General features: G+C 51.6%; 16 protein-coding genes and 2 tRNA genes. 2 read left to right on the top strand and 16 right to left on the bottom strand.

All coding sequences use genetic code 11. From position 1 onward, the window contains the following. Positions 1-2,322 (top strand): FtsX-like permease family protein, encoded by a 2,322-nt coding sequence (locus ACLTD4_RS06435; protein WP_117621109.1) that lies wholly within the window; start codon positions 1-3, stop codon positions 2,320-2,322. A 16-nt stretch (positions 2,323-2,338) separates the two neighbouring features. Further along, positions 2,339-3,097, top strand: a complete 759-nt coding sequence (locus ACLTD4_RS06430) for an ABC transporter ATP-binding protein (protein ID WP_117621209.1) — start codon at positions 2,339-2,341, stop codon at positions 3,095-3,097. A 117-nt stretch (positions 3,098-3,214) separates the two neighbouring features. Here ACLTD4_RS06430 and ACLTD4_RS06425 read toward each other — a convergent pair whose 3' ends face one another. The 16 genes from ACLTD4_RS06425 to ACLTD4_RS06350 all read right to left on the bottom strand — a co-directional run bounded on the left by ACLTD4_RS06425 (position 3,215) and on the right by ACLTD4_RS06350 (position 20,861). Next, positions 3,215-4,951: a phospho-sugar mutase gene (locus tag ACLTD4_RS06425; RefSeq protein ID WP_055654618.1), complete on the bottom strand. Its 1,737-nt coding sequence runs from the start codon at positions 4,949-4,951 to the stop codon at positions 3,215-3,217. 78 nt (positions 4,952-5,029) lie between these two features. Beyond that, the gene (locus ACLTD4_RS06420) at positions 5,030-6,007 is read right to left on the bottom strand and encodes a hypothetical protein (protein WP_055654616.1); all 978 of its coding nucleotides are present in this window, start codon (positions 6,005-6,007) and stop codon (positions 5,030-5,032) included. A 141-nt stretch (positions 6,008-6,148) separates the two neighbouring features. Beyond that, positions 6,149-7,381, bottom strand: coding sequence for a CCA tRNA nucleotidyltransferase (locus ACLTD4_RS06415; protein WP_055655030.1), 1,233 nt, complete (start codon positions 7,379-7,381; stop codon positions 6,149-6,151). 69 nt (positions 7,382-7,450) lie between these two features. Further along, the gene (gene proS / locus ACLTD4_RS06410) at positions 7,451-8,884 is read right to left on the bottom strand and encodes a proline--tRNA ligase (protein WP_117621110.1); all 1,434 of its coding nucleotides are present in this window, start codon (positions 8,882-8,884) and stop codon (positions 7,451-7,453) included. 380 nt (positions 8,885-9,264) lie between these two features. Beyond that, the gene (locus tag ACLTD4_RS06405) at positions 9,265-10,440 is read right to left on the bottom strand and encodes a S8 family serine peptidase (RefSeq protein WP_117621111.1); all 1,176 of its coding nucleotides are present in this window, start codon (positions 10,438-10,440) and stop codon (positions 9,265-9,267) included. A 33-nt stretch (positions 10,441-10,473) separates the two neighbouring features. Continuing rightward, the gene (locus ACLTD4_RS06400) at positions 10,474-10,821 is read right to left on the bottom strand and encodes a tRNA-binding protein (protein ID WP_117621112.1); all 348 of its coding nucleotides are present in this window, start codon (positions 10,819-10,821) and stop codon (positions 10,474-10,476) included. An 87-nt stretch (positions 10,822-10,908) separates the two neighbouring features. Continuing rightward, positions 10,909-12,273, bottom strand: coding sequence for a M20/M25/M40 family metallo-hydrolase (locus ACLTD4_RS06395; RefSeq protein ID WP_243008221.1), 1,365 nt, complete (start codon positions 12,271-12,273; stop codon positions 10,909-10,911). Positions 12,274-12,327: 54 nt separating this feature from the next. Further along, positions 12,328-13,389, bottom strand: coding sequence for an AI-2E family transporter (locus ACLTD4_RS06390; RefSeq protein WP_117621114.1), 1,062 nt, complete (start codon positions 13,387-13,389; stop codon positions 12,328-12,330). A gap of 92 nt (positions 13,390-13,481) precedes the next feature. After that, positions 13,482-13,760, bottom strand: a complete 279-nt coding sequence (locus ACLTD4_RS06385) for a hypothetical protein (RefSeq protein WP_055654608.1) — start codon at positions 13,758-13,760, stop codon at positions 13,482-13,484. Between the two features lie 214 nt (positions 13,761-13,974). Next, positions 13,975-14,059: transfer RNA gene (locus ACLTD4_RS06380), tRNA-Ser, on the bottom strand. A 65-nt stretch (positions 14,060-14,124) separates the two neighbouring features. After that, positions 14,125-14,208: transfer RNA gene (locus ACLTD4_RS06375), tRNA-Tyr, on the bottom strand. Between the two features lie 471 nt (positions 14,209-14,679). Beyond that, positions 14,680-15,639: a family 43 glycosylhydrolase gene (locus tag ACLTD4_RS06370; RefSeq protein WP_117621115.1), complete on the bottom strand. Its 960-nt coding sequence runs from the start codon at positions 15,637-15,639 to the stop codon at positions 14,680-14,682. Positions 15,640-15,660: 21 nt separating this feature from the next. After that, positions 15,661-16,518 carry a carbohydrate ABC transporter permease gene (locus ACLTD4_RS06365; protein WP_055654605.1) on the bottom strand — a complete coding sequence of 286 codons (858 nt, stop codon included), beginning with the start codon at positions 16,516-16,518 and terminating at the stop codon, positions 15,661-15,663. Between the two features lies 1 nt (position 16,519). Further along, positions 16,520-17,404 carry a carbohydrate ABC transporter permease gene (locus tag ACLTD4_RS06360; protein WP_002601819.1) on the bottom strand — a complete coding sequence of 295 codons (885 nt, stop codon included), beginning with the start codon at positions 17,402-17,404 and terminating at the stop codon, positions 16,520-16,522. Between the two features lie 37 nt (positions 17,405-17,441). Beyond that, positions 17,442-18,821, bottom strand: coding sequence for an ABC transporter substrate-binding protein (locus ACLTD4_RS06355; protein ID WP_002601820.1), 1,380 nt, complete (start codon positions 18,819-18,821; stop codon positions 17,442-17,444). Between the two features lie 69 nt (positions 18,822-18,890). Next, on the bottom strand, positions 18,891-20,861 hold the full coding sequence (locus tag ACLTD4_RS06350) for a glycoside hydrolase family 127 protein (RefSeq protein WP_117621116.1): 1,971 nt from the start codon (positions 20,859-20,861) through the stop codon (positions 18,891-18,893). Positions 20,862-20,984: the final 123 nt, after the last annotated feature.

Genomic DNA, 20,984 nt, shown 5'->3' with positions numbered 1-20,984 from the left:
ATGAACTATTGCCGCATTATCCGTAACGATATCAGAAAAAGCCGGCTCACCACCATGATCACTACTCTGTTTGTGGCGCTGGCCGCCATGCTCGTCTCCCTGGCCGTTATCCTGGCTCTGAACCTTGCGGGCGCCCTGGACCGGCTGATGGTGCAGGCAGAGACACCCCATTTCATGCAGATGCACTCCGGCCCGCTGGATGCTGAGCCCTTAAACCGTTTCGCCTCACACCATGAGGCCGTTGACCGGTATCAAATTCTGGAATTTTTAAATATTGACAACGGGGAGATTGAACTGAACGGCCAATCCCTGATCAGCAGTACGCAGGACAACGGTATTTCCACTCAGAGCGGTGCGTTTGATTACCTTCTGGATCTGGATGGAGCCGTCATCACCCCTGCCGTCGGAGATATCTACGTTCCGGTCTGCTATATGCAGGAAGCCGCCATGAAGACAGGCGACACCGTCTCCATCTGTGGAATTCCGTTTCGCGCAGCCGGATTTCTGCGGGATTCACAGATGAACTCCATGCTCTCTTCCTCCAAACGCTTCCTCGTTAGTCCCCAGGATTTTGAGCGGCTGAGAGACCTCGGAACCATGGAACATCTAATTGAGTTCCGTTTAAAAGACTTATCGGCCCTGGACGCCTTTGCCGCTGATTATATGGCCGCCGGGCTTCCTTCCAACGGTCCGGCCGTCACATACCCGCTGTTTCGCATGCTGGGCGCCTTATCCGACGGCATGATGATCGCTGTGATCCTGCTTCTCGGATTCCTGACCGTGATGATCGCCTTCTTATGCATTCGTTTTACGCTCCTGGCCCAGTTGGAATCCGACTACCGGGAACTGGGTGTGATGAAGGCGGTCGGCCTGCGCGTCTCCGACATAAAGAAACTGTATCTCGCCAAATATGCGGCAATTGCCGCGGCCGGATGCATGGCAGGAATCGTTCTGTCATTCCTGCTTAAGAGTCTTCTCCTTCAGAATATCCGTCTAAACATGGGAACCGGCGGAAACGGGAAGGCTGCCTTATTCCTCGCACCGGCGGGCGTTTTGATCGTGTTTTTTGCCATTATGCTTTATGTAAATGGAGTTTTGGGACGTTTACATAAAGTATCCGCCTCCGAGGCCATGCGGCTCGGTACCGGACCGATGGCTTCCGGCGGCGCCGGCCGGATGGCTCTGAGCCACAGCCATTTTTCCAATGTCAGCATCTTCCTGGGAATCCGGGATGTACTCCTGCAAAAGAAGCTGTACGGCGTCAATTTCACCGTACTTCTCTTTGCGGCATTTCTCCTTGTGATTCCCATCAATCTGTATACCACCATGTCGTCCAGGGGCTTCGTCACCTACATGGGAATCGGTAACTGTGATCTGCGGATCGATCTGCGCCAGTCAGACCATTTGGCAGAAGACGCCGCCCGGATCGCCCGGGAGATGGAACAGGACGACTCTATTCTCCGCCATACTTCGCTGATTACCAAGGCATTTCAGGTGGAAACGCCGGACGGCACCGTTCATAATCTCCTGACAGAGCTGGGGGATCACCGGGTATTTCCTGTTTCCTACGTAAAAGGGCAGGCCCCCGTCTCGCCCGATGAGATCGCCCTCTCTGCCATGAATGCCGAAGAACTGGGCAGGAGTCTGGGCGACAGCCTCACACTGATTACCGGCAGCGGTACACAGACCATGACGGTATGCGGAATCTATTCCGACATCACCAACGGGGGAAAAACGGCGAAGGCCGCCTTCCCGGCGGATTCAGACGATACGGTATGGGCCGTCATCTACGCCGGGCTGAAGGATCCCTCGATGCTCTCACAGACTGTCCGTGAATATGCGGACACATTTCCCGATACGAAAGTTACGGATATCCGCGATTACGTTGCGCAGACTTACGGACCGACGCTGAACGCCATCCGCATGGCGGCCATCGCTGCGGCTGCGGTGGCTCTTGCGCTCACCGGTCTGATTACACTGCTGTTTGTCAATATGCTGACCGCGAAGGACCGCTACTCCATCGCCGTGATGAAGGCCTCCGGGTTCACGGCCGGGGACATCCGGCTGCAGTATATAAGCCGTTTCGTACTCGTATCCGTGTGCGGAGTCTTTGCCGGAATCCTTCTGGCCAATACTGTGGGCGGGGCATTTGCCAGCCTGGTGCTCTCCGGTTTCGGCGCCCCCACCTTCCGCTTTGCGGTAAACCCTCTCCTGTCCTGTCTGCTCTGCCCGCTTCTCATGATCTACACCGCGGTCTCCGCCTCACTTGCCGGCACAAAGGGAATAAAGAAGATCACAATAGCTGAATATGGAAAGGAATAACATGGAAAGGTATAACATGGAAGAAATCATACACGCAAAAAACATTATCAAATCGTTTCACGAGGGGTCCGAAAACCAGCGCATCCTGGATGGAATCAGCCTGTCGGTCCGCGAGGGCGAATTTATCTCGGTGATGGGTCCCTCAGGTTCCGGAAAATCGACACTGCTCTTCGCATTGAGCGGCATGGACCGCATTGACAGCGGCAGCGTATCCTTCTGCGGCAGCGATCTGTCCGCCTGCACGGAAAACCAGCTGGCAGACCTTCGCCGGACTCAGATGGGCTTCGTCTTCCAACAGCCCACTCTGCTGAAGAATTTAAACATTCTGGACAATATCATCCTCCCTTCCCTGCGGGATAAAAAGAAGGATGTCTCACGGATCACTGAAAAGGCAAGATCGCTCATGAAGGAGACCGGAATCGGGGAGCTGGAAGACAGGGATATCTCCCATGCATCGGGCGGACAGCTCCAGCGCGCCGGAATCTGCCGCGCTCTCATGAATGACCCGCGAATCCTGTTTGGCGATGAACCTACCGGCGCCTTAAATTCAAAATCCGCCCAGGAGATCATGGATATATTTACAGAAATCAACGCACAGGGAACCGCAGTCATGCTAGTAACGCACGATGCCAGGACCGCAGCCCGCACAGAGCGCGTCCTGTTCCTGTGTGACGGCAGAATCGTGCGCGAGGCTCATTTCCCCAAATATACCGGGAAAGATATGGAGCAGCGCATGGAAAAGATTATGGAACTTATGAAAGAAGCCGGGATATAAGCGACTTAGCCTCTTATGCATATTAAAAAAGGGAAGCATCACCCATGATATAAAAATCACTGGTGATACTTCCCTTCTTATTCCATTACTTATTTCGTCTTCATGAAACGCAGTTCCCTACATCATGGAATCCACCATAGCCATCACCGCTTCACCCAGCTTCGCAGATTTCTCATCCGCATCCGCAAGGGAAGTGCCCTTGATCCCATAGTAGAACTTGATCTTCGGCTCTGTGCCGGATGGCCTTACACACAGCCATGCGTCATCGGTCAGATCGTAATAGAGAACGTTTGATTCCGGAAGTCCGGTCGGTTTTACTTCGCCGTTTTCCATATCCTTTATGGTATCCAGCTTGTAGTCCCTGGCAGAGACCGTTCTGTATCCGCCCACTTCGGTTGGTGTGTTGTTTCTTAATGTATCCATGATGGCCTGGATCTTTGCCTGGCCCTCAATTCCCTTCAGTCCGATGGACTTGACGGCGTCTTTATAGTAGCCGTACTTCTCATAGATGGCAATCATGGCATCCCATAAGGTCATGCCCTTCATCTTATAATAAGCGGCCGCCTCACAGAGCGCTACCGTAGCGGAAATCGCGTCTTTATCACGGGCATACGTACCGATCAGACAGCCGTAGCTCTCCTCCAGACCGAATAAATACGTTCCGTATCCCGTGTTCTCTTCTTTTAAAATCTGCTGGCCGATATACTTAAATCCGGTCAGAACCTCAATCAGCTCGCATCCGTAGGACTTCGCCACCGCGTCAACCAGATTGGTGGTAACGATGGACTTCACCACCTGTCCATCCTCCGGAATGGCACCGCGCTCCTTCTTCTGGCTCAGCACGTATTCACATAACAGGGAACCTGACATGTTGCCTGTAAGCGGAATATAGTCGCCGGACTTCGCGTCTTTTACGTAAACGCCGAGACGGTCTGCATCCGGATCGGTCGCCAGCACTAAATCGGCGTCCTTCTCCTTTGCCAGAGCAAGGCCCAGTTCAAAGGCTTCCTCTGCCTCCGGGTTCGGATAGCTGACGGTCGGGAAGTCTCCATCCGGAAGCTCCTGCTCCGGAACCACGTATACATGGGTGAAGCCGATCTCAGCCAGTGCTCTCCTGGCCGGAATGTTGCCTGTGCCGTGGAGTGGAGTATATACAATCTGAATGCTGTCCTGCATCTTGTCGATCGCTTCCTGATTCACTACCTGGGCTTTTACCTGCGCGATGTATTTATCATCTATGGCTTCGCCGATGATCTCGTACTTGCCTGCTGCCTTTGCTGATTCCACATCGGTGGTCTTTACCGTGGAAAGGTCTGTGATCGCCAGAACCTCCGCGGTTACTCCCTTGTCGTGAGGCGGGGTAAACTGTGCGCCATCCTCCCAGTAAACCTTGTATCCGTTATACTCAGGCGGGTTATGGCTTGCGGTGATGTTAATACCGGCGATACAGCCCAGTTCCCTGACTGCGAAGGAAAGTTCAGGAGTCGGACGCAGGGATTCGAACTTATAGGCCTTAATACCGTTGGCCGCCAGAGTAAGGGCCGCTTCCTCTGCAAATTCCGGAGACATATGTCTGGAATCGTAAGCGATTGCCACGCCTTTATCGGCGCCGCCCTGCTTGATAATATGATTGGCAAGCCCCTGGGTTGCCCTGCGGACCACATAAATATTCATACGGTTGATTCCCGCGCCGATGATGCCGCGCAGGCCTGCCGTGCCAAATTCCAGATCCTGATAAAACCTTTCTTTAATTTCATTCTCGTCCTCTTTAATGGACCGGAGTTCTTCTTTCGTAGCCTCATCGAAGTATGGATTAGCCAGCCATTCTTCATAAATACTCTTATAGTCTTTCATAAAACACAATACTCCTTTCTCTCCATTCTGTTATCAACATTATAAATCATAACAGCCTAAAAGGAAAGCGAAATTGTGTTATTTAATTCTGGAAAGGAACTCATTGCGAAGCGGCTGCTGCAATTCCAGGTCCTTTAATTTCTCGATATTTCTGGCCGGAATCCAGGCTTTGTTCGCATTGTAGTAGAAATTAATCTGTTTCCAGTATTTTTCCGGATACAGAAACAGATAGTAAAGACAGGTCCTGTCTGTGTCCGAAAGCGGAAGGATCCTGGAATACGTTTCCAGCATGGAGTTGCCGAGTTTTAAACTCCAGTCATGCTTCTCCATGGCTTTTCTCATAAAATGGTACAGGTCCTCCATCTGCATTCCCAGATGCATGCGGTTAAATTCCACCACAGCCACGTCCCTGGGACACATCAGGATATGATGCTGGTTTAAGTCTCCGTGACACAGATAGCATTCCTCGTCTCCGTGATACGCACAGAATTCCTTCATGCCAAGTCTGGCGTCCTTGGCCTGCTCGTAAAACATATCGTAGTTTCCTATGACGCAGAGCTCAAACTCCGTCTTTTTTCTCTTGTTTCGGATAAAGGAACGTGCCCTTATAAGCTCCCGGTTATGGCGCTCCATCTCATCTCCCGGAAGCTGCACGAGAATAGAACCGAGATTCCACTCTTCCTTGAATTCGATCTTTCGCAACATTTTATGTAAACTGGCAATCTGCGTAATGGCTCTGAGGACTTCTTTGTCGTCTTTTAAATTACACTCTTTGTCGGCATACCAGTCTTTTACGATCCATCTCGTCCCGTCATCCGCGCTGGAAAGCAGTTCGCCCTCACGGTTTCTCACATAACGGTCCACAAAAGGGTGCCAGGCCTCTTCCAGCTGTGTAAACACCTGGTCTTCGAAATCCAGCCGTTTTATGGTCCCTTTATATTCTCTGAGAAGCTTCAGGCCCTGGTTTGTCTCACACAGCCAGGCGCCGCGGCCGCGTCTCACATCCAGAATTTCAAGCTCATACTGCGAAAGCACCTCTGTGTATTTCTCTATCACAACCACCCCTCCAACTCTTAGCTCATCGGCTACTTCTAGGGTATGAGTGGCGGGACGGAAATATACGTGAAAAAAGAAAGTTTGGCCCCTGCTTCCGCTGCTGTTTTTACACAGCCGCGGCCGCAGGGGCCAAACTCCTTCTCATGATTCCTTTATCCCATTTTCCAATCCGGCGGCGCGCAGCAGATACGCTCTCTCGTTGCACTCCGGCCGCTCCAGCACCTGTTCCATCAGCGCATTCAGCGTCTTCCCAAGTGCCGGTCCCGGCTTCATACCGGCCGCCATCAGATCACGGCCATCCACGGCCAGTTCCTTTAAGTTCACCGGGTCTCCGGCCCTGCGGATCTCCTCCGCCAGTGCCTTTACCGTCTTTAACGTCTCTCCATAGCCTTCGCCTACTTCTCCGGCAAATACCTCCTGGAAGCAGAGCAGGCTGTCGAAAAGATCGCCGGGAATCTGGTTCATCACCCGACGGATCGCCGGTTTTTCGGCGGCAATCGGCGTTCTCCACCGGGATACAAGTATTTTTACCCGATCCATGGTGTCACAGTCCATCTTCAGATCCCGCAGTATGTCTGCCGCCGTCTCCCCCTGCTCCCTGCGGAGGAAGCCGGCCCATCTCATATATTTTACAGCGGGAAGACACCCCAGCGGACGCAGCTCGCCTTTGCTCAGCACGGCTGCCTTAAAAAATGGCTCCGAGATATAGCGGGAAGCCCCGGTATCGGAAACTCTCTTCATCTTCTCCGGATGGCCGGACAGCAACAGCTTCGTAAGCTCCGTCGCAATACGCTCTCTGCTCACCTTTTCCAGGTTGGGGGCGATCAGGGAAATCGCCTCGTACGTCTCATCCTCAATCCGGAAATCGAGCTGTGCGGAAAACCGGACTGCCCTCAAGATCCGGAGCGCATCCTCCGTAAAGCGGTTCACGGCACTTCCGACGCACCGGATCACCCGGTTCTCTAAATCCTCCATGCCGCCAAATGCATCCACCAGCCCCTCGCGGCCGTTGTAAGCCATGGCGTTGATGGTGAAATCGCGGCGTTTTAAGTCTTCTAAAAGGCTGGTGGTAAAATCTACGGACTTCGGATGGCGCCCATCCTCATACTCACCGTCCACCCGGTACGTCGTCACTTCATAGCCCTGCCGGTTAAGCATCACCGTAACCGTGCCGTGCTGGATCCCCGTATCGATCGTCCGGCTGAAAATGGCCTTCACTTCTTCTGGCTTCGCCGAGGTGGTGATATCCCAGTCCTCCGGCTCTTTTCCCAGCAGGCTGTCGCGGACGCACCCGCCCACGACATACGCCTCAAATCCGTGCTCATTCAGTTTTTCAATGATCTGCTCCGCATCCGCCGGAACCCGCATTTCTATCCCCATGCCATCATCTCATTTCTATATTAGTTTCAATCCACCAGCCCTACGGTTGAATCGATACATGCATTAATATGCGCGGCCCCAGTATACCATCTTCGTCGCCGGCTTTCCGCAGCAGATACACGTATCGGAAAGTTTCTCCTGCTTAAATGGCATACAGCGTGAAGTCGCTCCTGTCAGTTCCTTGATCTTGTCTTCACATTCCTGGCATCCGCACCACATGGCTTTTACGAAGCCCGGTTTCTCTTCAATCGTCTTTGTAAATGTATCAAAATCAGTCGCCTCATACGTATGGGCCTCACGGTGTGCCAGTGCGCGCTCGTACATATCGTGCTGGATAGTATCGAGCAGTTCTCCAACCTTCTGACCGATCTCCTCCAGGTAAACGGCGGTCTTCTCATGGGTATCGCGGCGAACCAGAATGGCCTGGCCTGCCTCAATATCCTTCGGTCCGATCTCCACGCGGACCGGAATACCGCGCATCTCAGATTCAGCGAATTTCCATCCCGGGCTCTTGTCTGTGTCATCCACCTTCACACGGTATCCGGACAGCACGGATTTGATCTCGGCCGCCTTCTCCAGAACGCCTTCCTTCGACTGCTGGATCGGAACGATCATCACCTGAACCGGTGCGATTCTCGGTGGCAGCACGAGGCCGTTGTCATCGCCGTGTACCATGATGATGCCGCCGATCAGACGGGTGCTCATGCCCCAGGAGGTCTGGTGTACGTACTGCAGCTTGTTCTCTTTATCAGAGTACTGGATTTCAAAGGCTTTTGCAAATCCATCGCCAAAGTTATGGCTCGTTCCGGACTGAAGCGCCTTGCCGTCGTGCATCAGTGCCTCGATCGTGTAGGTAGCTTCTGCTCCGGCGAATTTCTCCTTGTCGGTCTTCTGGCCGCGGATAACCGGCATGGCCAGGACTTCCTCACAGAAATCGGCATAAAGATTTAACATCTGCTCGGTTCTTGCCTGCGCGTCCTCTGCTGTGGCATGAGCCGTATGGCCCTCCTGCCATAAGAACTCGCGGGAACGCAGGAACGGTCTCGTCGTCTTCTCCCAGCGCACAACGGAACACCACTGGTTATATACCTTCGGCAGATCGCGGTAAGACTGAATGTCCCTCGCGTAAAAATCACAGAACAGAGTCTCTGAAGTCGGTCTCACACAGAGGCGCTCTGCAAGCGGCTCCAGACCGCCATAGGTCACCCATGCCACCTCCGGCGCGAATCCTTCCACGTGATCCTTTTCCTTCTCGAGAAGACTCTCCGGAATAAACATCGGCATGTATACATTTTCCACGCCAACCTCTTTAAATCTTCCGTCCAGTTCCTTCTGGATATTCTCCCAGATCGCGTAACCGGCCGGTTTGATAACCATACAGCCCTTTACGCTGGAATAGTCGATGAGTTCCGCTTTCTTCACCACATCGGTATACCACTGGGCGAAGTCCACATCCATTGATGTGATTGCTTCTACTAACTTTTTGTCCTTTGCCATAACAATTCTCCTTTACCTTTTAAATTTACGTATTTTCCTGTCAATAGAGTCCGGCTACCGGACTCCTGCGCCGGAGCGCGGAGGGCGTATCCCGTGAAACAAAAAAGAGCCGCCGATCCCCAGACAAGGGACCGAACAGCTCGGTGGTACCACCCAATTTAGCCACAATCGTGACTCACTTGTATCTCCGATAACGCCGGATATGCGCCGCAGTTTGCTGCGGGACTCCAAGGCAGGTTGGGCGACCAGGGGCATGAAGGTCTTCCACCAGTGACCCTCTCTCTGGAATGCATCATCGCTTACTAATCCTCTTCCACGTCTGAAACGTATGTTGTTATGTTAGTTTGTATGGTTGATTTTACGCTATTTGGATTTCTTTGTCAAGGGGAGATCAGAACTTGCTCCTGCTGATTTTCGTGCACCGTTGACTGAACCGCATCTATAAAAGCAGCCGGATCCAGGAAGCGATCCCCGGAATCATTTTGGTAAGCCGTCTGCCGCATGAGATCCAACAGCTCCTGGCCTGTCAGCGATGGATTTACCTGCCAGCCCAGAGCCAGGACGCCTATCCCATAAGGAATTGCCCAGCTATGTCCGCCTGACGCGTCATAGCTGTAAGAATACTCACCTTCACTGGAGACCTCTGCCGTGGTGCGGTATCCCACCGGGGTTCCCAGGGCCTGCACAGGACATTCCAAAAAATCACCGTCAGGCGTTCCGATTTTGCTCGCCGTAATATCATCCCGTTGATCGAAATCAAAAAAGCTGGGCCAGAATACACAGGTATCATAGTCCGCTCTGCAGTCCAATACCAAGATACCGGCCTCCCGGGCCCGTTTCACCGCCTCGTCCCACACCTCAGGATGATCAAAATATTCCGTGTTTGTGAGGTCTGCTGATACACTGACAGCACGAATTTTTTCAGACTCCGGCAGTGTTTTATTCTGCTCGATCATCCAGTCCAGCGCCTGGCCTGCCATTTCCGATGCGTTTCTGTCCCAGAATTTGATTGCTGCATAGTACAGCCTGACATCCGGGGCTGTTCCGATGGAGTTCCCCGCAAGCAGACTTGTTACCGCAGGGCCATGCATCGAACTGGGGCGGTCTTTTTCGGTCAATCCCACGGTATAGTACTCTTCAATCTTGCCTGCATACTCTGGATGTCCGGGCAGTAAGGGCTGGTCAATGATTGCCACTGTCACGTTTTTACCTGTAATTCCCCGGTCATGAAGTTCCTGCACATGCAGTCCGGGATTTTTTCCAGTTTCCATAATCTCGGCCGCAAGCGCTTCGTTTCCCTCAAAAAGCGTATTTTGATTAAACCAGTATGTAATCATATCCGCCGGAACATACTCACCGGAACGCAGTGTATTGACTTCATCAAACCCACGCACATCCGAATAGGGAGCCAATACCTCAATGGTCCCGGTACTCGTTTCAGGTATGGAGGCGATCGGCGGCTCAGTCTGACTGCTGCTTCCGCTCTGCCCTGTATTAGGGGAACAGGAACAGAGAAAGAACAGGGAAAATACGATCATTGCCATCCTCTTTTTCATTTTACTTCTAACCTCCTTCGTGTTCTCCGCTGATTACCCCACCCTCGTTCCGTTCGGAACAGTTTTTTCGGGCATCGCAAGAACTGGTACGATTCCGTCCTCATAACCAATGTCCCACAGCATTCCATGGGACTCGATGCCAAACATCTCTCTCGGCGCCAGATTCACAACAAACAACGCCTGTTTCCCTTCTACTTCTCCTGGATTCTCCCGTTCTTTTTTCAGTCCGACGAGAATTGTCCTTTTAAACGTACCAAAATTCACGGTCAGCTTTACCAGTTTATCTGATTTCGGTACGTCTTCCACCAGTTCGATCGTCCCAACCCTGATATCAACTTTTTCCAAATCACTCATCTTGATTTCTGCTTTTATATTTTCCATGACACACTCTCTGCTTTCTTCATAAATATTTGATTTATTATTCCGTACCATTTACATGGAAGGTGACACACAACACGGGAATACGCTCTATATCTCCGCAAGCAGATACAGGCATCTGACCGCATTTCTGATCACTTCGTCCGGGAACTCATAGTCTGGCGTGTGAAGGTCCGGACAGTCTTCACCGGCTCCTATGCCGAAATACATGCCCTGGCATTTCTTTAAATACCCTCCGAAATCCTCAGACCAGCGGAATGGGGCGGCGGCTTCGAGGCAGGGGATTCCTTCCTGCTCGAAAAGCATCCGGCTCATGTCTGTGATCTCAGGGGTGTTTACGGTATCACAGGAAAATGTCTCCCTCCTCATAACCGCAGTCCCCAGCGGATAGCCCGGGAGATTGTGAAAGCCGTAGACTCTGTCCGCGCCCAGTTCTTCTAATAATCTGCTGCATGGATTTCCGCCTTCTCCGGTCTCCTCGGCAGGCTGGAAGAGGAAGCAGAGATTCTTTTGAAAAACCCGCCCCTCCGTCAAGAGGCAGAGCCCCGCCAGAATGGCGCTGTGGCCGTCGTGGCCGCATCCGTGATAAGGAATGTTTCCGGGTCCTTTTATGGCGTCCATGTCCGCGCGGAAGACAACGGTTTCCTCAGCGCCGTTTTCCTGATGGAGGGCGTAGAACCAGCCGCCGCGGTCAGTGACCGAGAGGGAGGTGTGCTCTCTGAGGAACGTTTTTAACACTTCCATGGTCCTTCGTTCCTGGCCGGACAGTTCCGGGATTTTGTGGAGTTCTCTGCGGAGCGCCTTTATTTTTTCAAAGGTTTCATCGTCGAGAGCGCTGTGGCTTCCTGTACTGCCGCATTCTTTATCCCCCAGCGGCTTTTCGCTTATAATCCGCTCGGACTCCTGCCTGACCAGGTCACGTAATCGTCTGGTGTATTCTGACATGTTCGATATGTCGTCGCCATATGTAAGATTCAGCTCATATTCCAGAGGGAGCCATGTGTCCGCGCCCGCCTCGTTATGCTGAATCAGGGTCTCGATCTTGTCCAGAGCCCTGGTGAGTCTTGCCTCCTTCGTCTGAAGCGCCTCCATCTCGTCGAAAAGGCCATTAAGCCTGCAGGCCAGATCATCGGGGAGGGAACTGGTCATAGTCCGAAGGACGGCGCTCTCCGTCTCTTCATCTGCACCGCCTTTTATAAAGGCGGGAATATCCCCGGTAATGGCCTCTCCCCAGTCGTGGATCAGACACATGTCCACCACCCGGTCCATGTCCAGCTCCGGGAATTCATCCCTCAGCAGAAACGCCATAACCGCCAGACGCCAGCTGTGCTCTGCTACGCTCTCCCTCCTGCCGGAGGTGGTCCAGTTATGGCGGGTATTGCATTTTAGTTTTTCTAATACTCCTAAAAATTCAATCAATTTTTCCGGCTCCATTACTGCCTCCATTTCTGCCATGGCATCGCTGCCGCGGCACGCCTGTTGAGATTCTTATATGGAACCAGTATACCACTAGCCGCCGTACAGTTCCACCAGATCTTCAATAATCAGGAGTCCGATCGGCCCCAGGATAAAGCCCAGAAGGCCGAACAGCTGGAGTCCCACATACATGGAGATCAGCGTTTCAAGCGGTGTCAGGCCGACCTTGTCTGCCATGATTTTAGCCTCCATCACCTGGCGGAGGAAGTAGCAGATAATATAGATGACAAAGAGGCCGATTCCGTAGAACCAGTCGCCATTCACCAGGCGAAACAGAGTCCAGGGGATCAGTACCGTTCCCGTGCCAAAGATGGGAAGCGCGTCGAGAAGGCCGATTCCGATTCCCAGAAGCAGGCTGTACTGATTGCCCATAAGGAAAAGGCCTGCGGTACAGATGCACATGGTCAGGAACATGATGCTTCCCTGTGTCTTCAGCCATGCGCTGCCTACCATGGTCAGCCTGCTGCCCAACAGGGCAAATTCGTGGCGGAAAATGGAATTGTCACGGCGCATCCGGATATCCTCCATCTCCTGAAGGGAGAGGATGGTGGCGATAAACAGAATAATGGTCATGACCGTAACCTCCACGAAACAGCGCACGACGGTCATGGAGTTTACCATTAAAAACGGCATGGCGGCATCCTTCATGGCCTTCCCGCCGCCGACCAGCATCTCACGCAGCATTTCCACCAGAAAGCCCCTGGGGAGGCGGAAGAGATTCTCGGTAAAGAAGCAGCAGCCGGTCAGCCAGCGGTCGAGGCTGTTAATCATCTGCGGAAGGTTATCGAAGAACAAATTCGCCTCCATACACAGCTTTCGCCCGCCATAATACAGAAGCGTGCCGAACAGCGCCATCAGGATGATGATCTGGACGCCGCCGATAACCGCCAGGGGCAGATGGACTTCTTTCCTTTTTAATGTAAACCGGCATTTCTTTTCCAGCCATACGGCGGAAGGGCGAAGTGCCAGGGCAAATATATATGCAATCAAAAAGGGAATCACCAGGGGCAGCAGATACTTAAAGCTTGCATAAACTGCCCCCGTAACTCCCAGTATTAAAAAAGTTTTCTTCAGTTTCCTACTCGGTTTCTCCATGGACTCACCTGTTTCTGTTTTGTACTTCTTTTGTACAAAATCTAGTATGAGCCGCAGGGCAGTAAATTATTCGGACTTGCTCCTGCCAAAATTTATCCAATTTTGTGATTTTCGATGTAGTATTTTTTCTTATTCGCCGAACCGCCCTCTACGACACAGAAATCCAGCAGATCGCCGACCTCCGTGTACAGCACCAGCGATTCCAGTGTCCTCGCCACGGTAGAACGGTTGATGACCTGTTCCCGGTCCGAAAACGGTGCGTACTGCCGGTTGATCATATCCGCAATCTGCGTGATCGTCAGCGGCTGCTCCTTTGATCCATGTTGTTTTAATATATTTACAATCACCAGCGGAAATAAAACCTGATGCATGATACCCATCCTCCTGTTGAGGCTTAAAGATCATGCGGTCCCTGCCGCGGGACTGGATAATCCGCCGCACGTTCTTTAAGCGATCGTCTTCTGCAACGCAAAAAAGCCTGTAGTTATCATAACTGACAGGCGCGCTGCTGTAATATCGCTCACGCAGTACGACGGTTTCCATTTCGTTTTCCATTCCTTTCTTCCTATTATAAAATACTCCAAACGGAAAAGGAGGGATTCGAACCCCCGGTGCCTGACGGCACAATACTTTAGCAAAGTATCATCTTAATCCTCTCGATCACTTTTCCAAATTTTGAATTTCCCGTTTTTTTCGAAGTGCGGCGGCTCCCGTCCCGCTTCGTTTGACGAAAAATGGATGCGGCAGGACTCGAACCTGCGTTGTTTCCGATGTGAGAGATTTACAGTCTCCTGCCCTCGCCGCTGGGCTTACGCATCCTCAAATATTACGTTTTTGACTTTCTTTCTGTTGTCTATGGTCATACTTTACCACACCGAACAATGCAAATTTGCATTACTTTACAGATTTTTAAAATTATTTTTCATAGTATGGCAGATATCCTGCTGCACACAAAAAAGGAACCGCCGGGCAGCGATTCCTCCGATATCATTACATTTTACATTCAAAATGTCTAAACGGATTTCACGATAAACCATATCCCGACTGCATGGATTCCCTCTTATATTGTACGCCAAAAGCTTCACTGCAGTAAGTCTCTGCACTGAAGGTATCGCTGCAATATTCATAAGTGAATACATGAGCTGGTCTGTTCATCGCTGTTATCCTCATAAAAACGTTTATCGCCGCAATCGGCAGAAGCGTTTTTGATTTCGTTTATTTTCGTTTTACTTCATCAGTGTATCACAGGGGATGCAGTCTGTCAAATGTTGTCTGTGGTCTGTCTTCTGCCTAAAGCCTCATCGGCTTGAAAACCATCTTCCCGTCTTCCCATTCCACACCGGCCAGATACGCGTGCCGGTTCGGGTCATACAGCGGATCTCCCGTAATCTCATCGTACTGCCGTGCGTGAAATACCATGATATCCCGGCCATTCTCATCGACAGTGAAGGAATTATGGCCGGGACCGTACAGTCCGGCCGTTTCATCGGTCACAAGGACCGGCAGCCGTTCCTTGGCCCAGCTGGCGGGGTCGAGAAGGTCACTGTCTTCTTTGGCGCTCAGTAATCCCATGCAGTATTCCGCGCCTGTGGCGCTGGCCGAATACGTCATGCAGATGCGTCCATTCCGTCTGATAACAGCCGGCCCTTCATTGACCCAGAAATCAACCCGCTCCCAGTCGTAATCCGGGGACGACAGGAGAACCTGCTTCGTCGCCAGACTATGCGGGGACTTCATCCTGGCAATATAGAGATTGGAAATCTTCTTTCCCACGCTCACTTTTTCCGCCCAGACACAGTACCAGGCGCCGTTCGAGGCAAAGACGGTCATATCCAGGGAAAAATCCTGAAAGGAAAACTCATCTGCGGCCTCCATCATCCCCAATTCCCGCCAGGGACCTTCCATGGGGTCCTCCGCCCTGCACTCCAGCACATACGGCCGGATGGCCCAGACATCCTCTGCAGCGCCCGCGGCAAAGTAGAGATACCAGGCGTCCCCGATCCGGTGAAGCTCCGGCGCCCAGATGTGGGCGCTCATCTCACCGCTTTCATGTTTTTTCCATACCGTTTTTTCGGGAGCATCCCGAAGCCCCATAAGGGAATCCGACTTTCTCAATATTATTCTGTCGTACTCCGGAACGCTGGCCGTAAAGTAATACGTGCCGTCGTCGCGGCGCGTCACATACGGGTCTGCCCGGTTACTGATAAACGGGACATTTTCCGGAGTCTTTTTATAGTTAAACTGATTCATACATGTTTCTCCCTCCGACGCTTAACCTTTCACCGCTCCGGCCGTCATGCCTTCAATGAAATACTTCTGGAAAGCAATAAACAGGATGAAGATCGGGATGATGGAGAACAGGGAACCTACGATCAGCAGGCTGTAATTGTCCCCATAAGGGTTGATCAGCGTATTTAAACCAAGGGTCAGTGTGTATTTATCCGAAGAACGGATTACCAGCAGCGGCCACAGGTAGTTGTTCCATGCGTTCATGCCGTTTAAGATCGCCATGGCAGAGAACGCCGGCTTCATAATCGGTACGATCAGCCTTAAAAAGATTCCGTATTCTGTAGCGCCGTCGATTCTTCCCGCCTCCAGGAGAGACTTTGGAAGGCTCAGTAAGTACTGGCGGAAAAAGAAAATTGTGGATGCATGCGCCATGAACGGAAGGACAATGGCCGTATAGCTGTCCATCAGCTTCATCACGGACATCTGCTTATACAGCGGCAGCATGACAACCTCCAGCGGGATCGAAAGGATGAGAAGGACGATGACGAAAAATACCCTTTTTCCCTTAAACTCGTACGCCGCAAAGCCGTATCCGACAAAGGCGCTTACGGCCAGTGTCAGCAGCACGGTCAGAGCCGTTAAAAAGATACTGTTGAAGAACCAGGTCCAGTACTCGTGCTGTCCCGTGAAAAGAAGGACGAAATTGTCGAGGCTCATTCTGGAGAAATTGATATCCAGGTTTAAGCCGTACTGTAATAAGTCGCCTCCGGGCTTGAAGCTGGCGATTAACAGAAGCCAGATCGGAAGAATAATCACAATTGCCAGAACAATGAACAGGATGGTACTGCCCCACAGCTCCAGACTTGCCTTTTTTGATTTACCGGATAATTTCGTCTGCATACTATTTATCCTCCTCTTTAAAGGTACCTGTCAGCTTCAGCTGAATGACATTGACAACCATGACGATAATGAGAAGAACCATACCAACGGCACAGGCGTATCCCATGGCCCGCTTCTCCACGCCCTGCCGGTATAAGTATCCGACAATGGTAAGGCCGATGTTGTTCGGGGAGTTATTGCCCTTGAACAGCATGGTACTCTCCAGGAACATGGACAGGCCCGCGTAGATGCTGATGGTCAGTACGTAGACTGTAGTCGGCTTTAACAGGGGGATGGAAATACTTTTAAACTGCTGCCATTTCGTCGCTCCGTCGATGGACGCCGCCTCGTATAATTCCGTCGGAATGTTCTGGAGTCCGGCCAGGAAATAGAGGATATTGACGCCCGTCCAGCGCCAGCAGGCCAGCAGAAGGAGGGCAAAATACGTGGTATTAGCGCCCTTTAACCATTTGATCGGGTCGAGGCCGAAAAATCCAATAACCTGATTGAAGAGGGAGGAGGCCGATTCTCCGAACATAAGCCGGAAAATCGTACCTGCTACCACTACCGACGTCAGAGCTGGCAGGAAATAAACGGATTTAAAGAACTCGGTTCCCTTTAACAGCTTATTGTTTAATAATGTAGCAAACAGCATCGGGAAAGGAATCAGCAGAACCAGTGTCCCGACCATATACTTAAAGCTGTTCCACACGGCTTTATAAAAGATTTTATCCGTCAGCAGCCGGGAGTAGTTGTTAAACCCCACCCACTCATCCTTCAGCACATCCTGAAAGCTTAACAGCACGCCGTTGCATATGGGGGCGATCCAGAACAGAAGGACCGTGATGACAAACGGGCAGATAAATACGTATGGGGCTATTTTCTGTGAATAAAACAGTTTTTTCATTCCGCTAACTCCTTTCCTCGATGCTTTCCATCATTACTTATCTGAATTCATTGTCCAACGTTTCCTGGGACTGGGTCAGTGCTTCCTTAATATCCATTCCATCCTCGTAAATGCTGTTGAGCGTTACGTTGCAGAATTCGTTGTTGATGGATGGCATCTTCTCATCTGTAAAGCAGGTCAAGAGACCGATACTGTCTTTTACTTCATTTAATACGTCAAATGGATAGGTGGTAAAATACTGTACAAACTGGTTATCCGGATTCTGTGTCAGCGCCGTGTCGGTCCATACTTCTGTGTTGACCGGGTCAAAGCCCAATACGTTCCAGATTTCCTTACTTGCTTCAGCAGACAGCTTGATGTATGCCATCACTTCTGCCGCCAGGTCTGCATGCTCGCCGCTGGCTACAACAGCCGTACCGGTACCGCCGCCGCCGATGGTCTGAACCTTGCTGCCTTCAAATGCGGGAACGGCTGCGATTGCTACTTTGCCTTTTAAGTCGGTCATATAGTTGGTGTATCTGGATGTCTGCCAGAAAGGCATAATCTGTGCTGCGTAGTCGCCGGAATTATAGAACGGATACGCTTCCTCGTTGTCAGGCTGTCCGCCCGGAACGGTTGCAAATGCGCCTGTATCCTGCATTCCCTTTATGTAGGTCAGCACTTCTACCATCTCGTCGCTGGTGATGTTGACATTGCCGTCAGCGTCTAAGTAATTTCCGCCCTTCTGAGCCAGCATCAGATTGATCATCCACTGTGCGCTGGTTTCGATACATGCGAAATACTTGCCGGTTGCTTCGTAGTACTTGACGCCCGCTTCCTTGAAGTCATCCCATGTCTTAATGCTCTTGTAGTCAACGCCTGCCGCATTTAAGAGATCTTCGTTATAGAAAGCTACCGTGGTTCCTACGTGGGTCGGGAAGCCGTAGATCTTTCCATCCTTGGAGTAGATGTCGAGTCTGGATTCTACAACAGTGTCTCTGTACGGCTCGATTGCAGATGTCAGATCCATCAGGCCGATTTTCCCTGTCATGAACGCCGGGAATTTGCCCAGCTCGATATCCACGATATCCGGCGCGCCTTCGCCTGACTCCAGAGCCAGAGACAGCTTGTTGTGCATATCATCGTAAGCCATGTTGCTTAAGACCAGCTTCACCTTCTTATCCGGATTCTCTGCGTTCCATTTCTCCGCCATGTCTACATAGAACTGCTGGTGCAGCTCGATGAAGGTCCATACATTTAAGGTGGTGACGTCGTCGCCTTCCACGGCCATCTCATTCTTGCCTGCGGAAGCAGCTGTCGTCGTCTCGGCGGCCTTAGTATCATCTGTTTTCGTATCTGCGCTCTTGGAGCCGCATCCTGCGAGGGCTGAAACTGCCATCGCTGCCGTCAGTAAAACTGCTAATACTCGTTTTCTCATAAAAGTTTCCTCCTTATTTTGAATCATTTATTCTGAAGCATTTATTCTGATCAGGCTGATTCGCCTGCATCACACATGGTATAGTTCCTTCATCCATACGGTCATCTCACCCGGCGTGCGATTGCACCACCTGGCGTATGGAACCGCCTTCAGCAAAACATCTTCTAACTGCGGCCGTTCTGCGGCATACAGCGTCTTCTCCTGCGTTGCTCCTGCGGCCAGCCGTTTGCCGTGAATGGAAACGCTCACCACGCCGCCTAAAAGATCCGGTTCCCATGTCTCAGCCGGCGGCTGGGAAGTATCTGCAAAGACTCCGGCCAGATTCGCGCCGTTGTCCGTTTCTTCCAGACAGTACACGACAGGCCCTTTCTTAACGGCCACTTTTCCCGCATCAGCCCGTACCATGGGATTGGCCCACACATAGGCGGCCGGCATATTCCAGGTAAGAATGACCGGATCCTTGCCGCTGTCCTCATCCAGCACGGCATACCCCGTCTCCTCATGCCACCGGACCGGTCTGCCGTCACGTCCCGTTATTGCAAACCCTTCTGCGTATGCGGGAATCCGGAGCGCCAGCTCCATTTCCTTTCCGCCTCTTGTAATCTCACACCGGCCTTTCCAGGGCATCTGACTCTCGATTTTAAGAGACCCCTTCGAGTTTTGAGTATTCTCCGGGTTAAGACGGTCTTCCGGATCCTCCAGGATTCCATCGATCACGGCGCTTACATATAGGTTTACATAAACTCGTTTTTCTTCTCGAAATGCAATATAGTGGCCCAGGCTTGCTAACGTTCTTGCAATGTTGGGCGGACAGCAGGCAACGCCGAACCATTTCTGGCGCACCGGCCTGACGTGTTCCATGGAAGTCCGGTTCATGCAGTTGTCCGGCCAGACCTCCAGGGGATTAACGTAGAAAAAGCTCTTTCCGTCCATGGCGATTCCCGCCAGGATGTTGTTGTAAAGCTCCAGCTCTACGGTATCCATATAGGAAGCGTCCTTTGTGATTCTCGCCATGCGGCTTCCGAAGAGAGCCAGGCCGATGGACGCGCACGTCTCGGAGTAATTCCGGTCGTTCGGCAGGTCGTAATCGGTTGTGAACCGTTCCAGAATGCCGGAGGAACCGATTCCTCCTGTCAGGTACATCCTCTTTCCGGTCATATTGTCCCAGAGAGTCTTACAGGCATCCATCAGGGCTTCGTCCCCGTATTCCAACGCCAGATCGGCCATGGCACAGTACATATAGACAGCTCTGACTGCGTGCCCCTCCGCCGTCTTCTGATCCCGCACCGGCATATGGGACTGGGAGTAGGCCGGGTCATATCCGGAGAATTCAGGAAAAATTCCCCTGCCGCCTCTCCTCTTCTGCTCCTCCAAAAAATAATTCGCTCCCACACCCCGGATATCGATAAAATACTTCGCAAGCTCCAGATACTGCCGTCTGCCGGTCACGCGGTAAAGCCGCACCAGTGCGAGCTCGATCTCCTGGTGGCCGGGATATCCGTGAATCTGATCCGCATCCGGCCCGAAGGTGTCGCAGAGCAGATCAGCCGTTTTACAGACAATCTTTAAAAATTCGTCCTTTCCGGTGGCCTGATAGTAGGCAACAGCGGCTTCTATCATATGGCCCGCGGTGTAGAGTTCATGCCCCTCCTGGAGATTTTTAAACCGTCCCTCCGGTTCCTTTATAATAAAGTATGTATCCAGATAACCGTCTTCCTGCTGGGCTCTCCCGATCAGTGCGATAGTCTCATCGGCCAGCCGCTCCAGCTCCTCATCGGGAAAAGCCTCCAGCGTATACGCCACGGCTTCCAGCCATTTCGCCACGTCCGTATCCTGGAACACGGCTCCCATGAAGTCTCCTTCTTCTTCCTTTGCAGCCACTTTAAAATTGTGCAGGCAGTGGCTTGGCTCCGCATCCTTTACTAAATCGTTTAATATTTCCCACTGATACGGGATAATACTTTCTCTCACGAGATCAATGGAAGGTTTCCAGAATTCATCGGTAATTTTCGTATTTCTCAGCGGTATTTCCTGAAACATCTTAGCATTTCCTCCTTTCTTTCATATTAAACGATTAATATGAAAGTTATAAAAAAAATACCATTTTTTACGTATGGCATGTTTTTATCGATTTTTTCTTATCATTTATGCATTTGATATGCT

The sequence above is a fragment of the Hungatella sp. genome (genome assembly GCF_046966825.1).
Note: the sequence above shows the minus strand (reverse complement) of the source record. Positions and strands in the feature narration are given on the sequence as shown.

Coding starts and splice junctions, on each gene's coding strand:
- ACLTD4_RS06435 (WP_117621109.1), top strand. CDS start 1: ATGAACTATTGCCGCATTATCCGTAACGATATCAGAAAAAGCCGGCTC.
- ACLTD4_RS06430 (WP_117621209.1), top strand. CDS start 2,339: ATGGAAGAAATCATACACGCAAAAAACATTATCAAATCGTTTCACGAG.
- ACLTD4_RS06425 (WP_055654618.1), bottom strand. CDS start 4,951: ATGAAAGACTATAAGAGTATTTATGAAGAATGGCTGGCTAATCCATAC.
- proS (WP_117621110.1), bottom strand. CDS start 8,884: ATGGCAAAGGACAAAAAGTTAGTAGAAGCAATCACATCAATGGATGTG.
- ACLTD4_RS06405 (WP_117621111.1), bottom strand. CDS start 10,440: ATGAAAAAGAGGATGGCAATGATCGTATTTTCCCTGTTCTTTCTCTGT.
- ACLTD4_RS06400 (WP_117621112.1), bottom strand. CDS start 10,821: ATGGAAAATATAAAAGCAGAAATCAAGATGAGTGATTTGGAAAAAGTT.
- ACLTD4_RS06395 (WP_243008221.1), bottom strand. CDS start 12,273: ATGGCAGAAATGGAGGCAGTAATGGAGCCGGAAAAATTGATTGAATTT.
- ACLTD4_RS06390 (WP_117621114.1), bottom strand. CDS start 13,389: ATGGAGAAACCGAGTAGGAAACTGAAGAAAACTTTTTTAATACTGGGA.
- ACLTD4_RS06385 (WP_055654608.1), bottom strand. CDS start 13,760: ATGCATCAGGTTTTATTTCCGCTGGTGATTGTAAATATATTAAAACAA.
- ACLTD4_RS06370 (WP_117621115.1), bottom strand. CDS start 15,639: ATGAATCAGTTTAACTATAAAAAGACTCCGGAAAATGTCCCGTTTATC.
- ACLTD4_RS06365 (WP_055654605.1), bottom strand. CDS start 16,518: ATGCAGACGAAATTATCCGGTAAATCAAAAAAGGCAAGTCTGGAGCTG.
- ACLTD4_RS06360 (WP_002601819.1), bottom strand. CDS start 17,404: ATGAAAAAACTGTTTTATTCACAGAAAATAGCCCCATACGTATTTATC.
- ACLTD4_RS06355 (WP_002601820.1), bottom strand. CDS start 18,821: ATGAGAAAACGAGTATTAGCAGTTTTACTGACGGCAGCGATGGCAGTT.
- ACLTD4_RS06350 (WP_117621116.1), bottom strand. CDS start 20,861: ATGTTTCAGGAAATACCGCTGAGAAATACGAAAATTACCGATGAATTC.